Annotated in this window: 13 protein-coding genes and 2 pseudogenes; 9 read left to right on the top strand and 6 right to left on the bottom strand. The window is 62.2% G+C overall.

Going from position 1 to position 20647, the window contains the following annotated elements; translation table 11 throughout:
• Positions 1-602 precede the first annotated feature (602 nt).
• Positions 603-886 (top strand): annotated as a pseudogene (locus BGRAMDRAFT_RS35485) (Arm DNA-binding domain-containing protein); the annotation flags it as partial.
• Between the two features lie 162 nt (positions 887-1048).
• Here BGRAMDRAFT_RS35485 and BGRAMDRAFT_RS35870 read toward each other — a convergent pair.
• Entirely contained in the window at positions 1049-1222 is a 174-nt protein-coding gene (locus tag BGRAMDRAFT_RS35870; RefSeq protein ID WP_374709758.1) for a hypothetical protein, read from the bottom strand.
• A gap of 202 nt (positions 1223-1424) precedes the next feature.
• Here BGRAMDRAFT_RS35870 and BGRAMDRAFT_RS33260 point away from each other — a divergent pair, with 202 nt between their 5' ends.
• Entirely contained in the window at positions 1425-1664 is a 240-nt protein-coding gene (locus BGRAMDRAFT_RS33260; RefSeq protein WP_006050950.1) for a helix-turn-helix domain-containing protein, read from the top strand.
• 18 nt (positions 1665-1682) lie between these two features.
• Positions 1683-1793 (top strand): annotated as a pseudogene (locus tag BGRAMDRAFT_RS36140) (AraC family transcriptional regulator); the annotation flags it as partial.
• A 185-nt stretch (positions 1794-1978) separates the two neighbouring features.
• Here BGRAMDRAFT_RS36140 and BGRAMDRAFT_RS21590 read toward each other — a convergent pair.
• Complete coding sequence (locus BGRAMDRAFT_RS21590; protein ID WP_006050949.1) at positions 1979-2890, bottom strand: LysR family transcriptional regulator; 912 nt, start codon at positions 2888-2890, stop codon at positions 1979-1981.
• Positions 2891-3055: 165 nt separating this feature from the next.
• Between BGRAMDRAFT_RS21590 and BGRAMDRAFT_RS21585 the strand changes: the two genes are divergently transcribed.
• Genes BGRAMDRAFT_RS21585 through BGRAMDRAFT_RS21575 form a run of 3 tightly spaced genes read left to right on the top strand, consistent with a single transcriptional unit; the run spans position 3056 to position 8940 of the window.
• A complete protein-coding gene (locus BGRAMDRAFT_RS21585; RefSeq protein WP_044021631.1) occupies positions 3056-6502 on the top strand; it encodes a molybdopterin-dependent oxidoreductase in 3447 nt (1148 codons plus the stop codon).
• Positions 6503-6528: 26 nt separating this feature from the next.
• Positions 6529-7464 (top strand): bifunctional Delta(1)-pyrroline-2-carboxylate/Delta(1)-piperideine-2-carboxylate reductase, encoded by a 936-nt coding sequence (gene lhpI / locus BGRAMDRAFT_RS21580; RefSeq protein WP_006050947.1) that lies wholly within the window; start codon positions 6529-6531, stop codon positions 7462-7464.
• A 24-nt stretch (positions 7465-7488) separates the two neighbouring features.
• Positions 7489-8940 (top strand): short-chain fatty acid transporter, encoded by a 1452-nt coding sequence (locus tag BGRAMDRAFT_RS21575; protein ID WP_006050946.1) that lies wholly within the window; start codon positions 7489-7491, stop codon positions 8938-8940.
• A 53-nt stretch (positions 8941-8993) separates the two neighbouring features.
• Here BGRAMDRAFT_RS21575 and BGRAMDRAFT_RS21570 read toward each other — a convergent pair whose 3' ends face one another.
• From BGRAMDRAFT_RS21570 to BGRAMDRAFT_RS21555, 4 genes are all read right to left on the bottom strand, one after another.
• Positions 8994-10556, bottom strand: coding sequence for a DHA2 family efflux MFS transporter permease subunit (locus tag BGRAMDRAFT_RS21570; protein ID WP_006050945.1), 1563 nt, complete (start codon positions 10554-10556; stop codon positions 8994-8996).
• A gap of 31 nt (positions 10557-10587) precedes the next feature.
• The gene (locus tag BGRAMDRAFT_RS21565) at positions 10588-11850 is read right to left on the bottom strand and encodes an EmrA/EmrK family multidrug efflux transporter periplasmic adaptor subunit (protein ID WP_006050944.1); all 1263 of its coding nucleotides are present in this window, start codon (positions 11848-11850) and stop codon (positions 10588-10590) included.
• Positions 11851-11938: 88 nt separating this feature from the next.
• Complete coding sequence (locus BGRAMDRAFT_RS21560; protein ID WP_006050943.1) at positions 11939-13495, bottom strand: efflux transporter outer membrane subunit; 1557 nt, start codon at positions 13493-13495, stop codon at positions 11939-11941.
• A gap of 48 nt (positions 13496-13543) precedes the next feature.
• A complete protein-coding gene (locus BGRAMDRAFT_RS21555) occupies positions 13544-14059 on the bottom strand; it encodes a MarR family winged helix-turn-helix transcriptional regulator (protein ID WP_006050942.1) in 516 nt (171 codons plus the stop codon).
• A gap of 356 nt (positions 14060-14415) precedes the next feature.
• Between BGRAMDRAFT_RS21555 and typA the strand changes: the two genes are divergently transcribed.
• The 3 genes from typA to BGRAMDRAFT_RS21540 all read left to right on the top strand — a co-directional run.
• Positions 14416-16242: a translational GTPase TypA gene (typA, locus tag BGRAMDRAFT_RS21550; RefSeq protein ID WP_006050941.1), complete on the top strand. Its 1827-nt coding sequence runs from the start codon at positions 14416-14418 to the stop codon at positions 16240-16242.
• 392 nt (positions 16243-16634) lie between these two features.
• The gene (locus BGRAMDRAFT_RS21545) at positions 16635-19496 is read left to right on the top strand and encodes a 2-oxoglutarate dehydrogenase E1 component (protein ID WP_006050940.1); all 2862 of its coding nucleotides are present in this window, start codon (positions 16635-16637) and stop codon (positions 19494-19496) included.
• Between the two features lie 143 nt (positions 19497-19639).
• Positions 19640-20647: 2-oxo acid dehydrogenase subunit E2 (locus BGRAMDRAFT_RS21540; RefSeq protein ID WP_044021592.1), on the top strand; the 1008-nt coding region annotated here is incomplete at its 3' end.

Below are 20647 nucleotides of genomic sequence, written 5' to 3'. Positions count from 1 at the left end.
AAAGGGCAACACGACAGTAACCCGACAGCGAGCCGACAACGGTCACTATACGTCGAACGTCGTCTTTCCCAAAAATTTTGAATTCGTGCGTCCCGGCGTACCGCCGTCGCGCTTGTGGGCTGCATCCTGCGCCTCGTGCCCAGTCGCGGCCCTTTGGGTTCATCCCTGATGCGTACAGCCCGGCTTCCCGACCCGGGTCTGCGCGCTTCGCTTGCGTGGCGTATGCGATCGGTTGTCTGTCCAGCCATCTTTCCTGACTCATCCCCTCGTCTGCTGTAGTGTGATGGTATCGAGGAGCGCGTTCGAAAGAGGCTGACGGTATCAGCGACGGTATCGCGCCTACAAATCGTGAAGAGACGGTGAGTGTCCGCGATTTTCAAACAAAGCGGGCGTTGATCCTCCGGTGCGTTCCGACCACAACCGTCAACTGCCGGGCACGATTTCCGGTATTGCTGACGGTATCGACGTCAGCAGAGCCGGTGGGAATCCCGTCCCCACAAGGGGCCGGCCATTAGGTTGACGATCGAGTGGGAATAAATCAGGATCCTCTGCGGAGGTCTGCAGAGGTCTGCAGTGGTCTGCAGAGGTCCATAAGCGCCTGGATTTCCCCGACGCTTACGGACCTCGGCTTGCGGGCGCTCAAGCCGACTGGCAGTATCTACAAGGTGGCCGACCAAAGTGGCCGACCAAAGTGGCCGACCAACGTGGCCTGTATGTGGCCGTTACGTCGTCTGAGGTAGTTAGTTTCCCGTTCGACTATCGCCTGAATGGGCGTCGCGAGACGTTGGTCATAGGTCGCTACGATCCGCGGCTCCCTGCCTGCGGAACGCGTGATGCCGAGGAACTGACTCTCGGTATGTCATTGAGTCTCGCAGAGGCGAGGCTTGGATGGACCCAGCGCCAGCGCGCGCCATTCCTCTCGATCTGATAGACATTCGGGGGGGAGCCGTCTCGAGGAGCCTGCTCTGGGAAGGAGCGTGCCCGGTGCGCACGAACTCTGCCGCCTGATGCCGCTTGTGCTCCCGGAAAGCAGTGCGTGTGAGCGCCACTACGCGTGAAACCATTCGCGGAAACCGCGCAAACATTCTTCAACGATAGGCGCCGCCCGATCAAGCACGACTTGCTCCTGTGCGCAAACCGCGTCTCGCCAGTTTGCCGCCGCGACGATTGCTTCAGCGAGTTCGGCAGCGTCAAGCATGGCCAGATTGACGCCTGCGCCCATTGGCGGCATTACGTGGGCGGCATCGCCTACGAGCGTCAGTCCCGACTTCGCGGGCCATGTCGTCCCAGCAGGAAGACTGCTACGGCAGGTCCTGGCGGTCGGACCTTTGCTCGGAGCGCTGATACAGCGCGTCGCACCGTGCGACCATACCGTCTAGCGGACGCCTGAAGAGGCGCGGGTCGTCTCAGTGCTGATAGACGAAATGCGCGCGGCAGAGCATGAACCACTGCACCTTCCCATACCGGACGACAAGCGCCTGCTGAAGATGGTCAGCATCGTGCTGAAGGATTTGAGCCGGGAACACTCTCTGGAAGCCCTGTCGTCAATGGCCGGCCTGTCGGCTAGAACTGCTCGGCGCCTGTTTTCCGTATCGCTCGGCATATCGTTGGCCGAGTGGCGACAGCAGGCGTTGCTGCTGCGTGCCGTGTATCTGCTCGCGTAGGGCGAGTGCGTCTCGGCGGTCGCGGACGTCTTGGGCTATGCCCGCCCAAGCAGTTTCATCGCGATGTTCCGCAAGGCTTTTGGCGAGACGCCGGGGAGATATGTCAGGGCTGCGGGGCAGGATGCCTGATATTGACGTTCTGGCGAAAGCGTTTACTTTTGCCGGCTCGGCAAGTAGCGGCTTTGGCCTGTCGGCCCAGGAGTCTGCCGTTCCGCTTCACCTGGCTCGTAGGTGTGACGTTCGTGTGTCGGCTTCGGATCAATTCCCGGTCGCGCGCATACCGAACGTCCGCTATGTCCGTCAGGAACGATCGACTATTGGATTGTCTTCTTCCAGGACCGGAAGAGATCTAGCAGCACTTTCGCGGGCGTCGGCAGGATGCTCTTTCGGTGCCAGACGGCGCCGACGTCCATGGTCGGGATCGGAATGCTCAGGTCACGCCTCATAATCCGGCTCCCTTCGAGCGACCACGGACGATAGACGAGGTCCGAAAGAATCGTGACGCCCAACCCGAGCGCGACCATGCTTCGCACGGCTTCTATCGACTTGCTCTGGATACGCACGTGCGGTGCGAGGCCATATTTTCCCCAATACTTGCGAACAGTTCGGACATGCTCGTCCATGTCGAGTAAAAGGTAGTCCTCCTGCGCAATGTCCTGCAGCGTGACCTGTTGTGCATCTTGCAACGGGTGATCCGGATGGGTCCAAAGCCGGCGCATGGAGCGCAGAATCGTTTCGTATTTCAGCTCGTCCACGTTGGCCGTATTGGACACAAGCATCAGACCGATATCAAGCCGATTGTCGACGAGACGTTGCTCGATATCCTCGCGCGCGTCTTCGATGACCTCGACAGTGAGGTGCTCGAAGCGCTGCGAGACGGTAGCAAGCATTGACGGCATCAGGTAAGCCGAGACGGTTTCCGTGACGCCCACCCGAACGTGCCCCGAAATCTGTTCGGGTTCCTCCTGGGCCGCGACCACGGCGCGCCCGACGGACACATTCGCGTTCTGCACATGCCGAAGAAATCGCTCGCCTGCTCGGGTCAGGCGGACGCCCCTTGCGTGGCGCTGCAGCAGCGGCACGCCCACGGTGTCTTCGAGATTCTTCAGCGCGATCGTCATCGACGACTGCGAAACGGCGCAGAGATTGGCAGACCTGGAGATCTGCCCGGTATCAGCCACCGAGATGAAGTACTCGATCTGGCGAAGCGTAATGTGTGTGGCCACGTTGACGTACTCCGCTAGGTTGTGGCGCCGTGCAAACCGACGGCGCGAAGCGACGACCGAACTGAGGTATTGAAAAATTATATATCGCGAGGCAAGAAATATGAATTAGGCAGGGCAATTTCGGCTGCATAGCATCCCGTCATGAAAGGAAACAGTGGAACGATGATGGAGACGCAGGAGAAGAAAGGGTACTGCACGTTATGCCGGTCAAGATGCGGCACGATCAACACGGTCCGCGGCGACGTGTTGCTGAAGGTTCGTCCCGACAACACGCACCCGACCGGCAACGCGATGTGCATGAAAGGCAAGGCCGCGCCGGAACTCGTACACAGCCCCGACCGGGTGTTGTATCCCATGCGCCGCACTGCCCCAAAAGGGGCGGCCGATCCGCGCTGGAAACGGATCAGCTGGGACGAGGCGCTTGACGAGATCGCGACCACGCTCGCGCACGTCAAGCGGGAAAACGGCGCTGAATCGGTGGTGTTCGGCGTGACCACCCCGAGCGGTACGCCGATGAGCGACAGCATCGACTGGGTGGAGCGATTCGTGTGGTCTTTCGGGAGTCCGAATATCTGCTACGCGACCGAGATCTGCAACTGGCACAAGGATTTCGCGCACGTGTTTACGTTCGGCTGCGGCATGCCAACGGCCGATTACCGGAATTCCGACGTCATCGTGCTTTGGGGTACGAATCCAGCCAACACGTGGCTGGCCCAGGCGGACAGTATCGCAGCGGGTCGGCGCAACGGTGCAAAGCTGATTGTCGTTGACCCGAGACCCACGGCGCTTGCGCGCGATGCGGATGTATGGCTGCGCGTGCAGCCAGGCACGGACGGCGCGCTTGCTATGGGAATTGCCCGGCAAATGATCGCGACGGGAAATATCGACGATACATTTGTCCGCGAGTGGACGAATGGCGCGTTCCTGGTTCGTCGTGATAGCGGACATTTTCTGCGTGAGCGCGACATCGATCCGGAGTCGTCGAACAATCGATATGCGGTCTGGAATGGCGCGCTCAATCGACTCGAACTCGTCGGAGAGGAGGCGAGCACGTCGCCGTCCGATCTTTCGATTTCAGGCTCGTATCAGATTCGCGTATTCGACCTGACGGGCCGGGTGATAGAAGTCACGTGTACGCCCGCTTTCGAGTTGTACCGCGGTGCGCTGTCTGATTACACGCCCGAACACGTGAGCAGAATCACCGGTGTCGACGCCTCGGCGATCGAAATCGTGGCGGCGATGCTCAGCCCACGCCAGCGCATTGCCTATCATGCGTGGTCTGGCGTGGGACAACATACGAACGCGACGCAAACGGAGCGGGCGATCGCTACGCTGTATGCACTGACAGGTGCATTCGATACGCAGGGTTCAAACCGCGAGTTGCTGAAGCAGCCAGCAAATCCCCTCAGTAACTACGCCATGCTGAGTCCTCAGCAGCGAACAAAGGCGCTCGGACTTGACGAGCGACCGCTCGGTCCGCCGTCCCAGGGATGGGTGACCGCGCGCGATGTTTATCGTGCGATTCTCGAGTCCAGGCCTTATCGGGTGCGCGCGCTTGTCGCGTTCGGCACCAACATGGTGATGTCGCAAGCCGACAGCGCATTGGCGCGGGACGCGCTGTGCGCACTCGATTTTCATGTCCATTGCGACCTGTTCGAAACGCCATCCGCCCGCTATGCGGATATCCTCCTTCCGGTCAATACGCCCTGGGAACGGGAAGGACTGCGTCTCGGCTTCGAGATCAATGAGCGGGCCGTCGAATTGGTCCAGTTGCGGCAGCGGATGGTGACGCCCCGCGGGGAGAGCCGGGCAGACTACAACATCGTGCTGGATCTGGCGGTCAGGCTCGGGATGGGGGATCAATTCTTCGGTGGCGACGTCGAAAAAGGATGGAACCATGTTCTCGAACCATTGGGTCTCGACGTCGCGACGCTGCGTTCGCATCCCGAGGGCATTTACCGGCCGCTCGAGCAGCAGGAAAAGCAATACGCTTGCGCCACGCCGAATGGCCCGCGAGGCTTTGCGACCGAAACGCGATGCGTCGAGTTCTATTCGGAGAAGCTGCATCGGTACGGTTATCCGGCCGTACCTCACTATGTACCGCCGAGCCGCGGAGAAGTAGCACGCGCAGCTGAGCGTCGACGCTTTCCCTATACGCTCACTTCCTTCAAAAACGGCTACTACTGCCACAGCCAGCATCGTAGCCTGCCAAGCCTTCGTCGCCGTGCCCCTTATCCCGTTGCGGAACTGAGCGCCGATCTGGCGGCCGTGAAGGGCATTGTCGACGGCGACTGGATACGCGTCGCCAGTACAAACGGCACCGCGCGATTCCGTGCGCGAGTGGTCCCCGAACTCGCGCCGGATGTCGTAGTCGCGGAGTATGGCTGGTGGCAGGCATGCGACGAAATCGGCATGGAATCGTCGACGGCACTGGGAAGCGCAAACAGTAACTACAACAGCATCGTGTCCGGCGCCATCGTCGATCCGCTGAGCGGTTCGTCGCCGCTTCGTGCCGTGCCATGCGACGTCACGCTCGACGCGTCGGTCGATCCCGCGCGACGGGCATGGCAAGGATTCCGGGACTTTGTCGTGTCGGCCGTACATGGAGAAGCCGAAGGCGTTCGCACGGTTACGTTCAGCGCAGCCGACGGTGGACCGCTCCCCGACTATCTGCCCGGACAGCATGTGACGATCCATATTCCGGAGCTGTGCGAAGGAGGAACGACGCGTGCCTATTCGCTCACTGGCCATGCGATTGAAAGCGATCGGCGGACATACTCGATCTCCGTGCGCCATCAGCGAGGCCGAAGTGCCGATGGTGAGCAGTTCGAGGGCGTCATGTCCTCGCATATTCATCGCGAGTTGGCAGTTGGACACAGGGTCTTGCTTCAAGCCCCCAGCGGCACCTTCGTCGTACCGCCGGCTTCGAAGCGACCGGTCGTCATATTCGCGGGTGGGATTGGAATAACGCCCTTCATTTCGTGGCTGGAAACGATCGGGGAGCTGGGCACACAAGCGCCTGAATCGCAGCTGTTTTACGCGAATCTCAATAGCTCGACTCATGCGTTCCGGAAACGAATTGCGCAATTGCAGCGTGCGTTGCCAACGCTCAAGGTCGTGAATTGCTATAACCAGCCGCGCGACGAAGTACTCGGACGCGACTTCGAGATGCAGGGCTACCTCACTGCGGAGGTCGTGGACGACGCATTGATACAGCACCGCGCGCGATTTTATTTATGCGGCCCGGAGCCGATGATGAACGCCATCACGGCGGGCCTCGTCGAGCGCGGCGTACCGCCGTTCGATATCTTCAGCGAGGCCTTTCGGTCTCCGTCAAAGCCGGCCCTCGATCCATCACAGCGCTTCGCCGTCGAATTCCGGCGGTCGCAGATCAGTGCTGAATGGGCACCCGAACGGGGAAGCCTGCTCAGCTTCGGCGAGAGCCTCGGCATCAGCATGCCGAGCGGCTGCCGGGTCGGGCAATGCGAGAGCTGTGCCGTCAAGGTCTTGGCGGGCAAGGTGTCGCATATGACGGGGCATGGGCCGGATGAAGCCGATATGTGCCTCGCCTGCCAGGCGATCCCGGCCACTGATATTTCCATTGAAGCGTGAATGACCCACGAGGAGCCCAATCGAGCATGAAATTTTTCGACACGCCAGCGACACGCGAAGCGCTGGACTTCGCCACGCTGATTCCGTCGCTGAAGAAGGCGTTCGTCAAGGGGTGTGAGGTTCCACTCCGGCACTCGCACACGATCAATAGCGGCGACGGCAATAGCGGCACCGTATTGATCATGCCGGCGTGGGAGGCGGACCGATATCTCGGCATCAAGACCGTGAACATTTTCCCCGGTAACCAGGGCCGCGGAATGCCCGGCTTGCACTCGACTTACGTGCTGTACGACGCCAGCACGGGTGAGCCACTCGCGCAGATGGACGGCAATGAAATCACCTCACGCCGGACCGCCGCCGCCTCGGCACTCGCTGCAACCTTTCTGGCGCGCGACGACTCCTCGCACATGGTGCTGTTGGGCGCCGGACGCGTGGCAAGCCTGGTGCCGTCAGCGTATCGAAGCCAGCTCCCAATCACGCATGTCGAGGTCTGGGACATCTATCCGGAATCGGCCGCGCGACTCGTGCAGCAACTGCGAGGCGAAGGTTTCAATGCGGCCGTTGTCGCCAGTCTGCCGGACAGCGTGGCGCGCGCGGATGTCGTGAGCTGCGCGACGCTCGCCACCGAGTCGATCGTACGCGGCTCGTGGTTGAAAGCGGGAACGCATCTCGATCTTATCGGAAGCTTCACGCCGCAGATGCGCGAGGCTGACGACGATTGTTTCCGCCACGCACGCGTGTTTGTCGATACGGACGAGGCACCGCGGAAGTCCGGCGACCTGATTGGGCCGTTGTCGCGCAACGTGATTTCGCCGGCGGACCTGAACGGTACGCTCGCCGCCCTGTGCCGGGGCGACGTCGGTGGGCGATTCGACGGCAGCGAGCGCACGGTATTCAAAGCGGTGGGGACCGCACTCGAAGACCTGGCTGCGGCAGTGCAGGTTTATGAACAGCATGTTTAATCACTCGAAGCGTCGGAGACCATGATGAAGGAATTGAACCGTCAGCAAGACCTGGCAGCCTCGACAGCCGACGATGCAGTCGGACTCGAGCGTATGGCCGCAGCAGTGACCCGTTGGTCGGAAAAGTGGTTTCCCGACGCATACATATTCGCGGCGATCGCGGTTGTCGTCGTCGCGGCCGGCGCGCTGGCGACGGGCGCGCCTGCACAACGTGTGGGCATTGCCTTCGGAGATGGATTCTGGAGCCTGATTCCCTTTACGATGCAGATGGCGATCGTGGCCATTTCAGGCTACGTGGTCGCGGTATCTCCGCCTGCCGCCAAATTGATCGCATGGCTTGCCCGCTTGCCGTCGAACGGCAAGTCTGCGGTGGCATTCGTCGCGCTGGTCAGCATTTCGGCGTCGCTTTTCAACTGGGCGATCAGCCTGATCTTCAGCGGCCTGCTGGTTCGTGCGCTCGCTCGTCGCACCGGGCTCCGTATGGACTATCGAGCGGCGGGTGCCGCCGCCTATCTCGGCATGGGCGCGACCTGGGCGCTGGGATTGAGTTCGTCGGCATCGCAATTGCAGGCGAATCCGGACAGTTTGCCGAAAGCGCTGCTGGCGATCACCGGTGTCATTCCGTTCTCCGAAACGATTTTTCTTCCCCAGTCGTTGCTGATAGTCGCCGCTCTGACCGTCGTATCGCTTTTGATCGCGTATCTCTCTGCGCCGGGCACCGAACGCGCCAAAACCGCGCAGCATCTGGGCATCTCGCTGAACGAGGCGGAACTCGAAGTAGCAGCGCCTTCACGCCCCGGCGACTGGCTCGAGTACAGCCCGTTGATCACAATCCTGATCGTCGCACTCGGCTCTGTTTGGGCATGGCACGAATTCACCGCGAAAAATCCGGTGCTGGCGATCTCGAATCTCAATACCTACAACTTCGTGTTCCTGTTGGCCGGGATGCTGTTGAACTGGCGCCCCCGCCGCTTCCTGAACGCCGTGGCGAAATCGGTGCCGTCCGTGGCTGGCGTGTTGATCCAGTTTCCTCTCTACGGAGGCATTGCGTACATGCTGACGAAAGCCTCCGCGCCGTCGGGACTACCGTTGGCCGATCATCTTTCGCATTTCTTCGTTGCAGTGTCGTCGCATGCGTCGTTTCCGGCGCTGATGGGCATCTACTCTGCCGTCCTTGGATTCTTCGTGCCGTCAGGTGGCGGGAAATGGATCAATGAGGCACCGTACGTGATCGCGGCAGCCAGGGAACTGCAGGTTCATCTGGGCTGGGCGGTAACCGTCTACAACGCGGCGGAGGCGTTGCCGAATTTGATCAACCCTTTCTGGATGCTGCCGTTGCTAGGCGTGCTGGGATTGCGGGCTCGTGACGTGGTGGGCTTCACGTTTACCCAGTTCATCGTGCATCTTCCGCTCGTGATCTTCATGCTGTGGATTCTTGCGGGGACGCTGACCTTCCATCCCCCCGTCATGCCCTGATCCGTCTGTGGCGCCAGCCCGGTGCAGCAGGTTGTCAGTCTGGTCTGCTCGTCTCAATGCGCCGCCGCAGCAGCCGCGCCCGCATCGCCACCGGCTCTTTCCGGCTTCGTGATCCAGATCAGCGCAATCAGCGCGACGAAGATGCCGGCCGAAACGAAGAACAGGTCGTTCACGCCCAATTGCGCGGCCTGTTGCGTCGCCATCGAATTGAAGAGCCCATACGCTTGCGGTTGACTGAAACCGGCCGCGCCCATTTGCCGGATCGACTGATCGAAGACCGGGTTGTAGGCGTTGGCGCGCTCGGTCAACTGCGCATGATGCATGATCGAGCGATGGTCCCACGCCGTCTGAAAGATCGACGTGCCGATGCCGCCGCACATGATCCGCACGAAGTTCGACAAGCCCGAGGCCGCCGGAATCCGGTTGCCCGGCAAGCCCGACAGCGTGATCGACACGAGCGGAATGAAGAACCCGGCCATGCCGATGCCCTGAATCAGCGTGGGCAGCAAGAGCGAGTACGTATCGACGCCGGTCGTGTAGCGCGAGCGCATCCAGAAGCACAGCGCGAACACGAGGAACGACAGGGTCGCGATGTAGCGCGGATCGGTGCGTGGCAATACCTTGCCCGTGATCGGCGACAGCAGCACGGCAAACAGTCCGACGGGCGCCATCACGAGACCGGCGTCGGTCGCCGTGTAGCCGATGTCGGTTTGCAGCCACAGCGGCAATAGCACGAGATTGCCGAAGTAAAGGCCGTAGCCGATCGACAGCGCGACCGTGCCGCCCGTGAAGTTGCGTTTGCTGAAGAGTGAGAGGTCGACCACCGGATGCTCGGCCGTCAATTCCCACACGATAAAAAACGCGAGCGCGATCACGGCGACGAGCGCCAGCACGACGATCGTGGTCGACGAAAACCAGTCGAGGTCCTTGCCCTTGTCGAGCATGACCTGCAACGAGCCGACCCACAAGATCAGCAGGCCGAGGCCGACACCGTCGATCGGCGCCTTTTTCACGACGGAATCGCGGTTGCGGAAGATCATCCACGTCGCCGCGGCGGCGACGGCGCCGACGGGAATGTTGACGTAGAAAATCCACGGCCACGAAATGTTGTCCGAGATCCAGCCGCCGAGAATCGGGCCGGCGACCGGCGCGATCAACGTGGTCATCGCCCACATCGACAGCGCCATCGGCGCCTTCGCGCGCGGATAGCTCGCGAGCAGCAGCGTTTGCGACAGCGGAATCATCGGGCCGGCCACCGCGCCTTGCAGCACGCGCGAGGCGAGCAGGAAGGGCAGCGTCGGCGCGAGGCCGCACATCCATGACGAGATCACGAACAGCACGATCGACGCCATGAAAAGCCGCACTTGCCCGATGCGGTCGGTGAGCCAGCCGGTCAGCGGCACGGAGATCGCGTTGGCGACCGCGAACGACGTGATCACCCACGTGCCCTGATCGGCCGACACGCCGAGGTCGCCGGAAATGGACGGGATGGAGACGTTCGCGATCGACGTGTCGAGCACGTTCATGAAAACGGCGAGCGACACCGCGATGGTGCCGATCACCAGTTGCGCCCCCTCGAGCGGCGGATGAGGGGCTTGCGCCTGAGCCTGAGCCATTCAAAAAGCCTTGTAGGAGTCGCCGCGCGGCTTACATCAGTTTTGCGGCCGCAGCCGCGGGCTTGCCGGTTCCCGACTGCACGGCTTTCTGCGCGCCAGCGTTCGGACCTGCATTTTCCGCGATGATGCGGGCGATTTCGGCGTCGGCTTCGTCGCCGTATTTCGCGAACACGTTCGTCTGATAGACGGTGTTTTGCGCGTTGCCGAGCTGGCCGCCGTTCTCGTCCTTGATGCTGACGTCGGCTTGCATCGACAGGCCGATACGCAGCGGATGCTTTTCAAGCTCCTGCGGATCGAGCGCGATACGCACCGGCAGGCGCTGCACCACCTTGATCCAGTTGCCCGTCGCGTTCTGCGCGGGCAGCAGCGAAAACGCCGAACCCGTGCCCGCCGAGAAGCCGACCACCTTGCCGTGATAGACGACCGACGAACCGTACACGTCGGCGGTCAGTTCGACCGGCTGGCCGATGCGCATGTGCTTGAGCTGCACTTCCTTGAAGTTGGCGTCGACCCAGACGGCGCCGAGCGGCACGATCGCCATGAGCGGCGTGCCCGGCGAGACGCGCTGTCCGACCTGCACCGAGCGTTTCGCGACATAGCCGGTGACCGGTGCCGGCAGCGTGTTGCGCGCATTGTTCAGATACGCGTCGCGGACCTTCGCGGCAGAAGCCTGCACGTTCGGGTGATTCGCGATCGTCGTGTTCGCGGTCAGCGCGCGGTTCGACGCGAGTTGTTGCTGGGCGGCCTCGACGGCGGCCTGGGCGCTCTTCACGGCGTCGCGTGCGTGGGAAATTTCTTCCTGCGACACCGCGCCGGTTTGAGCCACGGTCATGCGGCGCTTCAGGTCGTCCTGAGCACGCGACAGGTCGGACTGGCGCTGGGCGACCTGAGCCTGGTACTGGTTGTCGTCGGCGAAGAGGCCGCGCACCTGGCGCACAGTCTGCGCGAGATTCGCTTCGGCCTGTTCGAGCGCGACGCGGGCGTCGGCCGGATCGAGCACGACGAGCGGGTCGCCGGCCTTGACCGTTTGCGTGTCGTCGGCGTTGACCGCGACGACCGTGCCGGTGACCTGCGGCGTGATCTGCACGACGTTGCCGTTCACGTAGGCGTCGTCGGTGTCTTCGTGAAAGCGCGCCACGAGGAAGTAGTACAGGCCGTAGGCGATGGCGGCGATCAGGATCACGATGACGAGCAGCGTCATCATGCGCTTGCGTTTGCCGTTGTTCGCGGATTGCGCCGGCTTGTTCGGCTGTGCCGGCTGGTTGTTAGCCGCGGGCTGCTGGGGGGTGCTCATTGATGTGCTCCGGGTTCTCTCTAACGTCGTCGTTTATTCGGATGTTCGTGTGTGGTCTGTTGCTGTCGATCCGTTGCGGTCCGCGCTGTTACTTCGCTGCCGCAGCCGTGGTCGTGGCGGTGGCCGCGGTGCCGCTGGCGCTTGCCGCGGCGGCCGGCGCGGCTGCTTGCTGGGGTCCGTCGCCAGGCACCACGAGGCCGGTTTGCGTCGCGTCGAAACCGCCGCCGAGCGCCTTGACGAGACCGATCTGCAGATCGCGGCGGCGCATCTTCAACGTGGTCACGGTCTGTTCGGCGGCGAGGCGGTTCTGGTCCGCGGTCAGCACCTGCAATTGCGGCGACAACCCCGCCTTGTAGCGGATCACGGCGAGCTGATACGCCTTCGTGGATGCGTCGAGCGCGCGCTGTGCGTCGCCCGATTGCTGGTCGATCGAGCGGATCGACGAGACTTGCGTGGCCACATCCGACAAAGCATTGATCAGCGTCTGGTTGTAATTCGCGACGTCCAGGTCGAAGTCGGCGTAACGGCCCTTCAATTGCGAGCGCAGCGCGCCGGCGTCGAAGATCGGCAGATGAACCGCCGGGCCGAACTGTATCTGCCGGCTGCCGGCCTTCAGGAAGCGGCCCCATCCGAACGCGTCGAAGCCGAAAGCGGCGGCGAGATTCACATCGGGGAAAAACTCGGCCTTCGCTTCCTTCACGTCGTGCATCGCCGCCTCGACCTGCCAGCGTGCGGCGACGATGTCCGCGCGGCGCGCGACCAGATCGGCCGGCAGATTGTCGGGCAGGGTCACCGCATTGCCGGCGCCGAGCACAGGTTGCGCGATCTGCAGGCCGCGGTCGGGCCCCTTGCCGAGCAGCGCGCCCAACTGATAGCGCACCACGGTGATCTGGCCGTCGAGGTCCGTCAGGTTCGACTGGCTCGTCGCGATATTGCCGGTCGCGGTCTGGCGTTCGACGTTCGTGTCGAGGCCCGCGGCGACGCGGCCATTCGTGATCCGGCCGATTTCCTGGCGGTTCTCGATCTCGCGCGCGGCGATGTCGCGCAACGCGTAGAGCTGCGCAAGCTGGTTATAGGTGCTCGCCACGGAGGCCGCGAGCGTCACGCGCGCCTGCTGCATGTCCGCCTGGGCCGCCTTTTCCTGCGACACCGCCTGGCCGAGCCGCTGACGGTTCTTGCCCCACAGGTCGAGATCCCACGAGGCGCTCGCCAGCACGTTGTTTTCGCTATACCAGGTGCCGCCGTACGGAGGCGGGTAGAGCGCGTTGCCGGAGAAGAGTTCGCGCGTCCACGAATAGCTGCCGTTGACCTTCGGATAGAGCGCCGAGCGCGAACTTTCGATATACGACGACGCCTTCGCGAGACGCGCCTGCGCCTGCGCGATCGACGGATTGCCTTCCAGCGCTTCGTCAATCAGCTTCGGCAACTGGGGATCGCCAAACTGGTTCGCCCACTCGAGCGACGGCCACTGGCCGCCCTGGCCCGTCAGACTCTGCGTGGACTCGTACTGCTCCGGCGACGAGATCTGCTTGTCGCTTTTGACACCGAAGTAGTTCGCGCACCCCGCGAGGGCGAGCGCTGCCACCGCGGCGGCGACAGCGGCCCGGCGCGGAAACGCGGGCGCGGACAGGGAAAGGGATTTCATCGCTCGACTCTTTGAGTGGAATGTAATGATGGACGCTGCAAGTAATTTTTAAGTCTTGTTGCCGGAGCTGCTTGCCGCATCGCGAGCAAATGCCGTGCATTCGCCGGAATTAATCAGGGCTCGCCGCAGCATGCTCTTTAAGAAGCCCACTTCTTCCGGGGTGAAACCGGAGAGCAGACTATCCAGCACGCTGGTGAAAATCTTCGGCATCTTCGCCGCGATTGCGTGGCCTTCCGGCGTCAGCGCGAGCCGCACGGCGCGCCGGTCTTCGCTGCTGCGCACCCGCGTCAGCAGGCCGCGTTTTTCCAGCCGGTCGATCAGCCGCGTGACGGCGCTTGCGTCGATGCCGTATTCGCGGGCCAGTTCGGCCGCCAGCACGCATTTGCCGCTCGCCACCATGAACAGGATGCTGCCCTGCTGGCTGGTGATGCCCAGTTCGGCCATGCTGCGCTGGGTGACCATGTTCGACATGGTCGACTTCACTCGCGCGAGCAGGTAGCCGACGCTTTCGCCGAGCTGATACTCGCTGATCTCCGGCGCGGGTGTTGAGGACGGCTCCGTCATGATTCTCGTGCGAATGCAATGGTTGACTATGCACGATTATAGGAGCCGGATGATTGACGCGGCAAGGGTTATTACAGCTTAGGCAAGGAATTTTCCGCACTCAAGAAGGAATCGGCGCGTTTTTGCGTAGGCGCAAATGAGGTGGTCTGTCAGTGTTGCGGGCTGCAAATGGCACGCCGCGGCGTCCGCTATTGGTGAATACCAGAAAGCGTCACCATCGCGTGCTATAATGTTGGGTTCCCAAAAGTGCGCTTTGGGCTTGTCGTAATTTTGTCCTCGTATTGCTCTGATAGAAGGGTAAGCGGCAGGGGTAAGCGGCATGAGCAAGCGGCGCACTCAACTGTCTCCAGGTTCCTATGACCCGCGCCCTACGCAACATCGCCATCATTGCCCACGTCGACCACGGCAAGACCACGCTCGTCGACCAGCTCCTCCGTCAGACCGCCACGTTCCGCGACAACCAGCAGGTTGCCGAACGCGTGATGGACTCGAACGACATCGAAAAAGAACGTGGCATCACGATTCTTTCCAAGAACTGCGCCGTCGAATACGAAGGCACGCACATCAACATCGTCGACACGCCGGGACACGCCGACTTCGGCGGTGAAGTGGAGCGCGTGCTGTCGATGGTCGACTCCGTGCTGCTGCTCGTCGACGCCGTCGAAAGGCTCGATGCCGCAACGCGCTTCGTGACCAAAAAGGCGCTGGCGCTCGGCCTGAAGCCGATCGTCGTGATCAACAAGGTTGACCGTCCGGGCGCGCGTATCGACTGGGTGATCAACCAGACGTTCGACCTGTTCGACAAGCTCGGCGCGACCGACGAGCAGCTCGATTTCCCGATCGTCTACGCGTCGGGCCTGAACGGCTATGCCGGCCTCACGCCGGACGTGCGCGAAGGCGACATGCGCCCGCTGTTCGAAGCCGTGCTCAAGCACGTGCCGGTGCGCGCAGCCGACCCGGAAGGCCCGCTGCAATTGCAGATCACGTCGCTCGACTACTCGTCGTACGTCGGCCGTATCGGCGTGGGCCGCATCACGCGTGGCCGCATCAAGCCGGGCATGGCCGTCGCCGTGCGTTCGGGTCCGGACGGCGCGATTCTGAACCGCAAGATCAACCAGGTGCTGTCGTTCAAGGGCCTCGAGCGCGTGCAGGTCGAGTCGGCGGAAGCGGGCGACATCGTGCTGATCAACGGTATCGAGGAAATCGGCATCGGCGTGACCATCTGCTCGCCGGAACAGCCGGAAGCGCTGCCCATGATCACCGTCGACGAACCGACGCTGACCATGAACTTCCTCGTCAATTCGTCGCCGCTGGCTGGCCGTGAAGGAAAGTTCGTCACGAGCCGTCAGATTCGCGACCGCCTGATGAAGGAACTGAACCACAACGTCGCGCTGCGCGTGAAAGAAACCGGCGACGAAACCACGTTCGAAGTGGCGGGCCGCGGCGAGCTGCACCTGACCATTCTCGTGGAAAACATGCGTCGCGAAGGCTATGAGCTGGCCGTGTCGCGTCCGCGCGTGGTGATGCAGGAAATCGACGGCGTGAAGCACGAGCCGTACGAAAACCTGACCGTCGACATGGAAGACGCGCACCAGGGCGGCGTGATGGAAGAGTTGGGCCGCCGCAAGGGCGAAATGCTCGACATGGCGTCGGACGGCCGTGGCCGCACGCGTCTCGAGTATCGTATTTCGGCGCGTGGCCTGATCGGCTTCCAGTCGGAATTCCTGACGCTCACGCGCGGCACGGGCCTGATGAGCCACACGTTCGACTCGTATCAGCCGGTCAAGGAAGGCGCGGTCGGCGAGCGCCGCAACGGCGTGCTGATTTCGCAGGACGACGGCGCCGCAGTCGCTTACGCGCTGTGGAAGCTGCAGGACCGCGGCCGTATGTTCGTGTCGCCGGGCGAGCCGCTGTATGAAGGCATGATCATTGGCATTCATAGCCGTGACAACGACCTGGTCGTGAACCCGATCAAGGGCAAGCAGCTCACCAACGTGCGTTCGTCGGGTACGGACGAAGCCGTGCGCCTCGTGCCGCCGATTCAGATGTCGCTGGAATACGCAGTCGAGTTTATCGACGACGACGAACTGGTCGAGGTCACGCCGCAATCCATCCGTCTGCGCAAGCGCTACCTGAAGGAACACGAGCGCCGCAGCGCAAGCCGTAAGGGCGCGGTGGACTAAGAGCAGCGCGCGCCGGTTACGGCGCCTTTGCTCTGACTGCTGTTCAAAAGCCACCCGAAGCCTTCTTCGGGTGGCTTTTTGTTTTTGCCGCGCCGATAGCGTTATCAGCACTTACCGCCGGTTCGCACTTCGTTTATGCGCGTTTGTCTCCGTTAATCGCAGAAGACTGTTGCGTGCCGCGAAAATCGCCGCGAAGGCCCGTCGTTGCGGGCCCGGGCGGCAATCCGTCTGCTATCTGGACTATCGGTTCTGTGATATGCTCCCCGGGTGCAAGTTTTAGGTCCTTCCAAGCAAGACTTGATTCGCGCAATCCGCTAAACGGTCAGGCCGTGTCGCGGAAGGTTCTGTAACCCGCTATTTCTCGAGAAACTCGAAGAAAGGTGAGCGTAAAAATGATGAAGCAATTCCAGTCGAACTCTTATCTGTTCGGCGGCAATGCTCCGTACGTAGAAGAAATGTACGAAGCATATCTCGACAATCCGGCGTCAGTGCCCGAGAACTGGCGCAGCTATTTCGACGCGTTGCAGAATGTTCCTGCATCGGACGGCAGCAATGCCAACGACGTGGCCCACGGCCCGATCGTCGAATCGTTTGCGCAACGGGCCAAGGCCAATGCCTTCATCCCGCGCACCGCACCCGGCGGCGAAGACCTCGCTACCGCGCGAAAGCAAGTCTATGTGCAGTCCCTCATCGGCGCATATCGCTTCCTCGGCTCGCAATGGGCCAATCTCGATCCCCTGAAGCGCCGCGAACGTCCCGCAATCCCCGAACTCGAACCCGCGTTCTACGACTTCACCGAAGCCGACATGGACCAGGAGTTCAGCGCCACGAATCTGTATTTCGGATTCGAGCGCGCGTCGCTGCGTGAGATCGTCAAGGCACTGCGCGACACGTATTGCGGCACGATCGGCGCCGAGTACATGTACATCAGCGATCCGGAACAGAAGCGCTGGTGGAAGGAAAAGCTGGAGTCGATCCGCTCCACGCCGAACTTCTCGAACGAGAAGAAGAAGCACATCCTGAATCGCCTGACGGCCGCTGAAGGCCTCGAGCGCTTCCTGCACACCAAATACGTCGGCCAGAAGCGCTTTTCGCTGGAAGGCGGCGAGAGCTTCATCGCGTCGATGGACGAAGTCGTGCGTCACGGCGGTGCTCGCGGCGTGCAGGAAATCGTCATCGGCATGGCTCACCGTGGCCGTCTGAACGTGCTGGTCAATACGCTCGGCAAGATGCCGGCTGACCTGTTCGCCGAATTCGAAGGCAAGCACGTCGACGACCTGCCGGCCGGCGACGTGAAGTACCACAAGGGTTTCTCGTCGGACGTCTCGACCGAAGGCGGTCCGGTTCACCTGTCGCTCGCGTTCAACCCGTCGCACCTCGAAATCGTCAACCCGGTGGTCGAAGGTTCGGCGAAGGCGCGTATGGACCGTCGCGGCGACGACAGCGGCCTGCAAGTGCTGCCGGTGCAGATCCACGGCGACGCGGCTTTTGCCGGCCAGGGCGTCGTGATGGAAACGCTGAACCTCGCGCAAACGCGCGGTTACGGCACGCACGGCACGCTGCACATCGTCATCAACAACCAGATCGGTTTCACGACGTCGGACCCGCGCGATTCGCGCTCCACGTTGTACTGCTCGGACGTCGTCAAGATGATCGAGGCGCCGGTGCTGCACGTGAACGGCGACGATCCGGAAGCGGTCGTTCTGGCCACGCAACTGGCTATCGACTTCCGCATGCAGTTCCACAAGGATGTCGTGGTCGACATCGTGTGCTTCCGCAAGCTGGGTCACAACGAGCAGGACACGCCGGCTGTCACGCAGCCGCTGATGTACAAGACCATCGCCAAGCATCCGGGCACCCGCGCGCTGTACGCGGAAAAGCTCGTGCAGCAAGGCGTGATCACGGCAGAAGAAGGCGAGGAATTCGTCAAGGCGTACCGCAAGGCGATGGACGAAGGCCATCACACGGTTGATCCGGTGCTCTCGAACTACAAGAGCAAGTACGCGGTCGACTGGGTGCCGTTCCTGAACCGCAAGTGGACCGACGCAGCCGACACGGCCGTGCCGCTCGCGGAACTGAAGCGCCTCGCCGAGCGCATCACCACGATTCCGGAAAACTTCAAGGTTCACCCGCTGGTCGAGCGCGTCATCAACGACCGTCGCGCGATGGGCCGTGGCGAAGCGAAGCTCGACTGGGGCATGGGCGAGCATCTCGCGTTCGCGTCGCTGGTCGCATCGGGCTACGCTGTGCGTCTGACGGGTCAGGATTCGGGCCGCGGCACGTTCACGCACCGTCACGCGGTGCTGCACGACCAGAACCGCGAGCGCTGGAACGACGGCACGTACGTGCCGCTGCAAAACATCGCCGAAGGTCAGGCGAAGTTCACGGTAATCGACTCGGTGCTGTCGGAAGAAGCGGTGCTCGGCTTCGAATACGGTTACTCGACCGCTGAACCGAACACGTTCGTCGCGTGGGAAGCGCAGTTCGGCGACTTCGTGAACGGCGCGCAAGTCGTGATCGACCAGTTCATCTCGTCGGGCGAAGTAAAGTGGGGCCGCGTGTCGGGTCTCACCATGCTGCTGCCGCACGGCTACGAAGGCCAGGGTCCGGAGCACTCGTCGGCGCGTATCGAGCGTTTCCTGCAACTGTGCGCAGACCACAACATGCAGGTCGTTCAGCCGACCACGCCGGCGCAGATTTTCCACCTGCTGCGCCGTCAGATGATCCGCCTGTTCCGCAAGCCGCTGATCGTCGCCACGCCGAAATCGCTGCTGCGTCACAAGGAAGCGGTGTCGGACCTGTCGGAACTCGCGAAGGGTTCGTTCCAGCCGGTTATCGGCGAAGTGGACGACACCATCGACGCGAAGAAGGTCAAGCGCGTGCTGGCGTGCTCGGGCCGCGTGTACTACGACCTCGTCGCGCATCGCCGCGAAGCGAAGGCGAACGACGTCGCGATCATCCGTATCGAACAGCTCTATCCGTTCGCGCACAAGCAGTTCGAAACGGAAATGAAGAAGTACGACAACGCGACGGAAGTGGTGTGGGTCCAGGACGAGCCGCAGAATCAGGGCCCGTGGTTCTACATCGAGCATCACCTGAAGGAAGGCATGAAGGAAGGACAGAAGCTGGCATACAGCGGCCGTCCGGCTTCGGCTTCGCCGGCAGTGGGCTACTACGCGAAGCACTACGAGCAGCAGAAGGCGCTGGTCGAAGGCGCTTTCGGCCGCCTCAAGAGCGCGTCGATCGCTAAATAAAGAGAACAGACGAACCGGGAAAGCGCAGCGCGCTTTCCCGTGCCGCGTTCTGCAACCCATCAAGGTTGAAGCGCGGCACGCAGGGTTCGCAGGCGGTCGTCGTTCACCGCGCCGTCACCCGATACGTATTCAGGATATTCATAATGGCTATTGTTGAAGTCAAGGTTCCCCAGCTGTCCGAGTCGGTCTCGGAAGCCACCATGCTGCAGTGGAAGAAGAAGCCCGGCGAGGCTGTGGCGCAAGACGAAATTCTCATCGAAATCGAGACCGACAAGGTCGTGCTCGAAGTGCCGGCACCCTCGGCCGGCGTGCTCGCGCAAGTCATCGCGAACGACGGCGACACCGTCACGGCCGATCAGGTCATCGCCAAGATCGACACCGAAGGCAAGGCTGGCGCCGCTGCCGTCGAAGCCGAAGTGAAGCCGGCTCCCGAAGCGTCGCCGGCTCCGGCTCCTGCTGCCGCACCGGCCGCGCAAGCCGCATCCGCAACGGGTGCGAACACCGCTGCTTCGCCGGCTGCCGGCAAGCTGATGGCGGAGAAGGGCCTGTCGTCGGGCGACGTCGCCGGCACGGGCCGCGACGGCCGCATCACCAAGGGCGACGTGCTGACGGCAGGCGCACCCGCCGCCAAGGCCGCTGCACCGGCACCGGCTGCCGCACCGAAGGCCGCCAAGCCGTCGCTGCCGGACGTGAAGGCGCCGGCATCGGCTGATCAATGGCTGAAGGACCGCCCGGAACAACGCGTGCCGATGTCGCGTCTGCGCGCGCGTATCGCCGAGCGTCTGCTCGAGTCGCAGCAAACCAACGCCATTCTGACCACGTTCAACGAAGTGAACATGGCGCCGGTCATGGATCTGCGCAACAAGTACAAGGACAAGTTCGAGAAGGAACATGGCGTGAAGCTCGGCTTCATGTCGTTCTTCGTGAAGGCGGCTGTTCACGCGCTGAAGAAGTTCCCGCTGGTGAACGCGTCCATCGACGGTAACGACATCGTCTATCACGGCTACTTCGACATCGGTATCGCGGTCGGTTCGCCGCGCGGTCTGGTGGTGCCGATCCTGCGCAATGCAGATCAGCTGAGCCTCGCCGACATCGAGAAGAAGATCGCCGAGTTCGGTCAGAAGGCGAAAGACGGCAAGCTGTCCATCGAC

It is taken from the genome of Paraburkholderia graminis C4D1M (assembly GCF_000172415.1).
Lineage (GTDB): Bacteria > Pseudomonadota > Gammaproteobacteria > Burkholderiales > Burkholderiaceae > Paraburkholderia > Paraburkholderia graminis.
The sequence above is the reverse complement of the archived record's forward strand: the minus strand, read 5'-3'. Positions and strand labels throughout refer to the sequence as shown.

Excerpts from the sequence above, each read along its gene's own strand:
- BGRAMDRAFT_RS35870 (WP_374709758.1), bottom strand. The coding sequence starts at position 1,222 with ATGGGCGCAGGCGTCAATCTGGCCATGCTTGACGCTGCCGAACTCGCT.
- BGRAMDRAFT_RS33260 (WP_006050950.1), top strand. The coding sequence starts at position 1,425 with ATGCGCGCGGCAGAGCATGAACCACTGCACCTTCCCATACCGGACGAC.
- BGRAMDRAFT_RS21585 (WP_044021631.1), top strand. The coding sequence starts at position 3,056 with ATGGAGACGCAGGAGAAGAAAGGGTACTGCACGTTATGCCGGTCAAGA.
- lhpI (WP_006050947.1), top strand. The coding sequence starts at position 6,529 with ATGAAATTTTTCGACACGCCAGCGACACGCGAAGCGCTGGACTTCGCC.
- BGRAMDRAFT_RS21575 (WP_006050946.1), top strand. The coding sequence starts at position 7,489 with ATGAAGGAATTGAACCGTCAGCAAGACCTGGCAGCCTCGACAGCCGAC.
- BGRAMDRAFT_RS21570 (WP_006050945.1), bottom strand. The coding sequence starts at position 10,556 with ATGGCTCAGGCTCAGGCGCAAGCCCCTCATCCGCCGCTCGAGGGGGCG.
- BGRAMDRAFT_RS21565 (WP_006050944.1), bottom strand. The coding sequence starts at position 11,850 with ATGAGCACCCCCCAGCAGCCCGCGGCTAACAACCAGCCGGCACAGCCG.
- BGRAMDRAFT_RS21560 (WP_006050943.1), bottom strand. The coding sequence starts at position 13,495 with ATGAAATCCCTTTCCCTGTCCGCGCCCGCGTTTCCGCGCCGGGCCGCT.
- BGRAMDRAFT_RS21555 (WP_006050942.1), bottom strand. The coding sequence starts at position 14,059 with ATGACGGAGCCGTCCTCAACACCCGCGCCGGAGATCAGCGAGTATCAG.
- typA (WP_006050941.1), top strand. The coding sequence starts at position 14,416 with ATGACCCGCGCCCTACGCAACATCGCCATCATTGCCCACGTCGACCAC.
- BGRAMDRAFT_RS21545 (WP_006050940.1), top strand. The coding sequence starts at position 16,635 with ATGATGAAGCAATTCCAGTCGAACTCTTATCTGTTCGGCGGCAATGCT.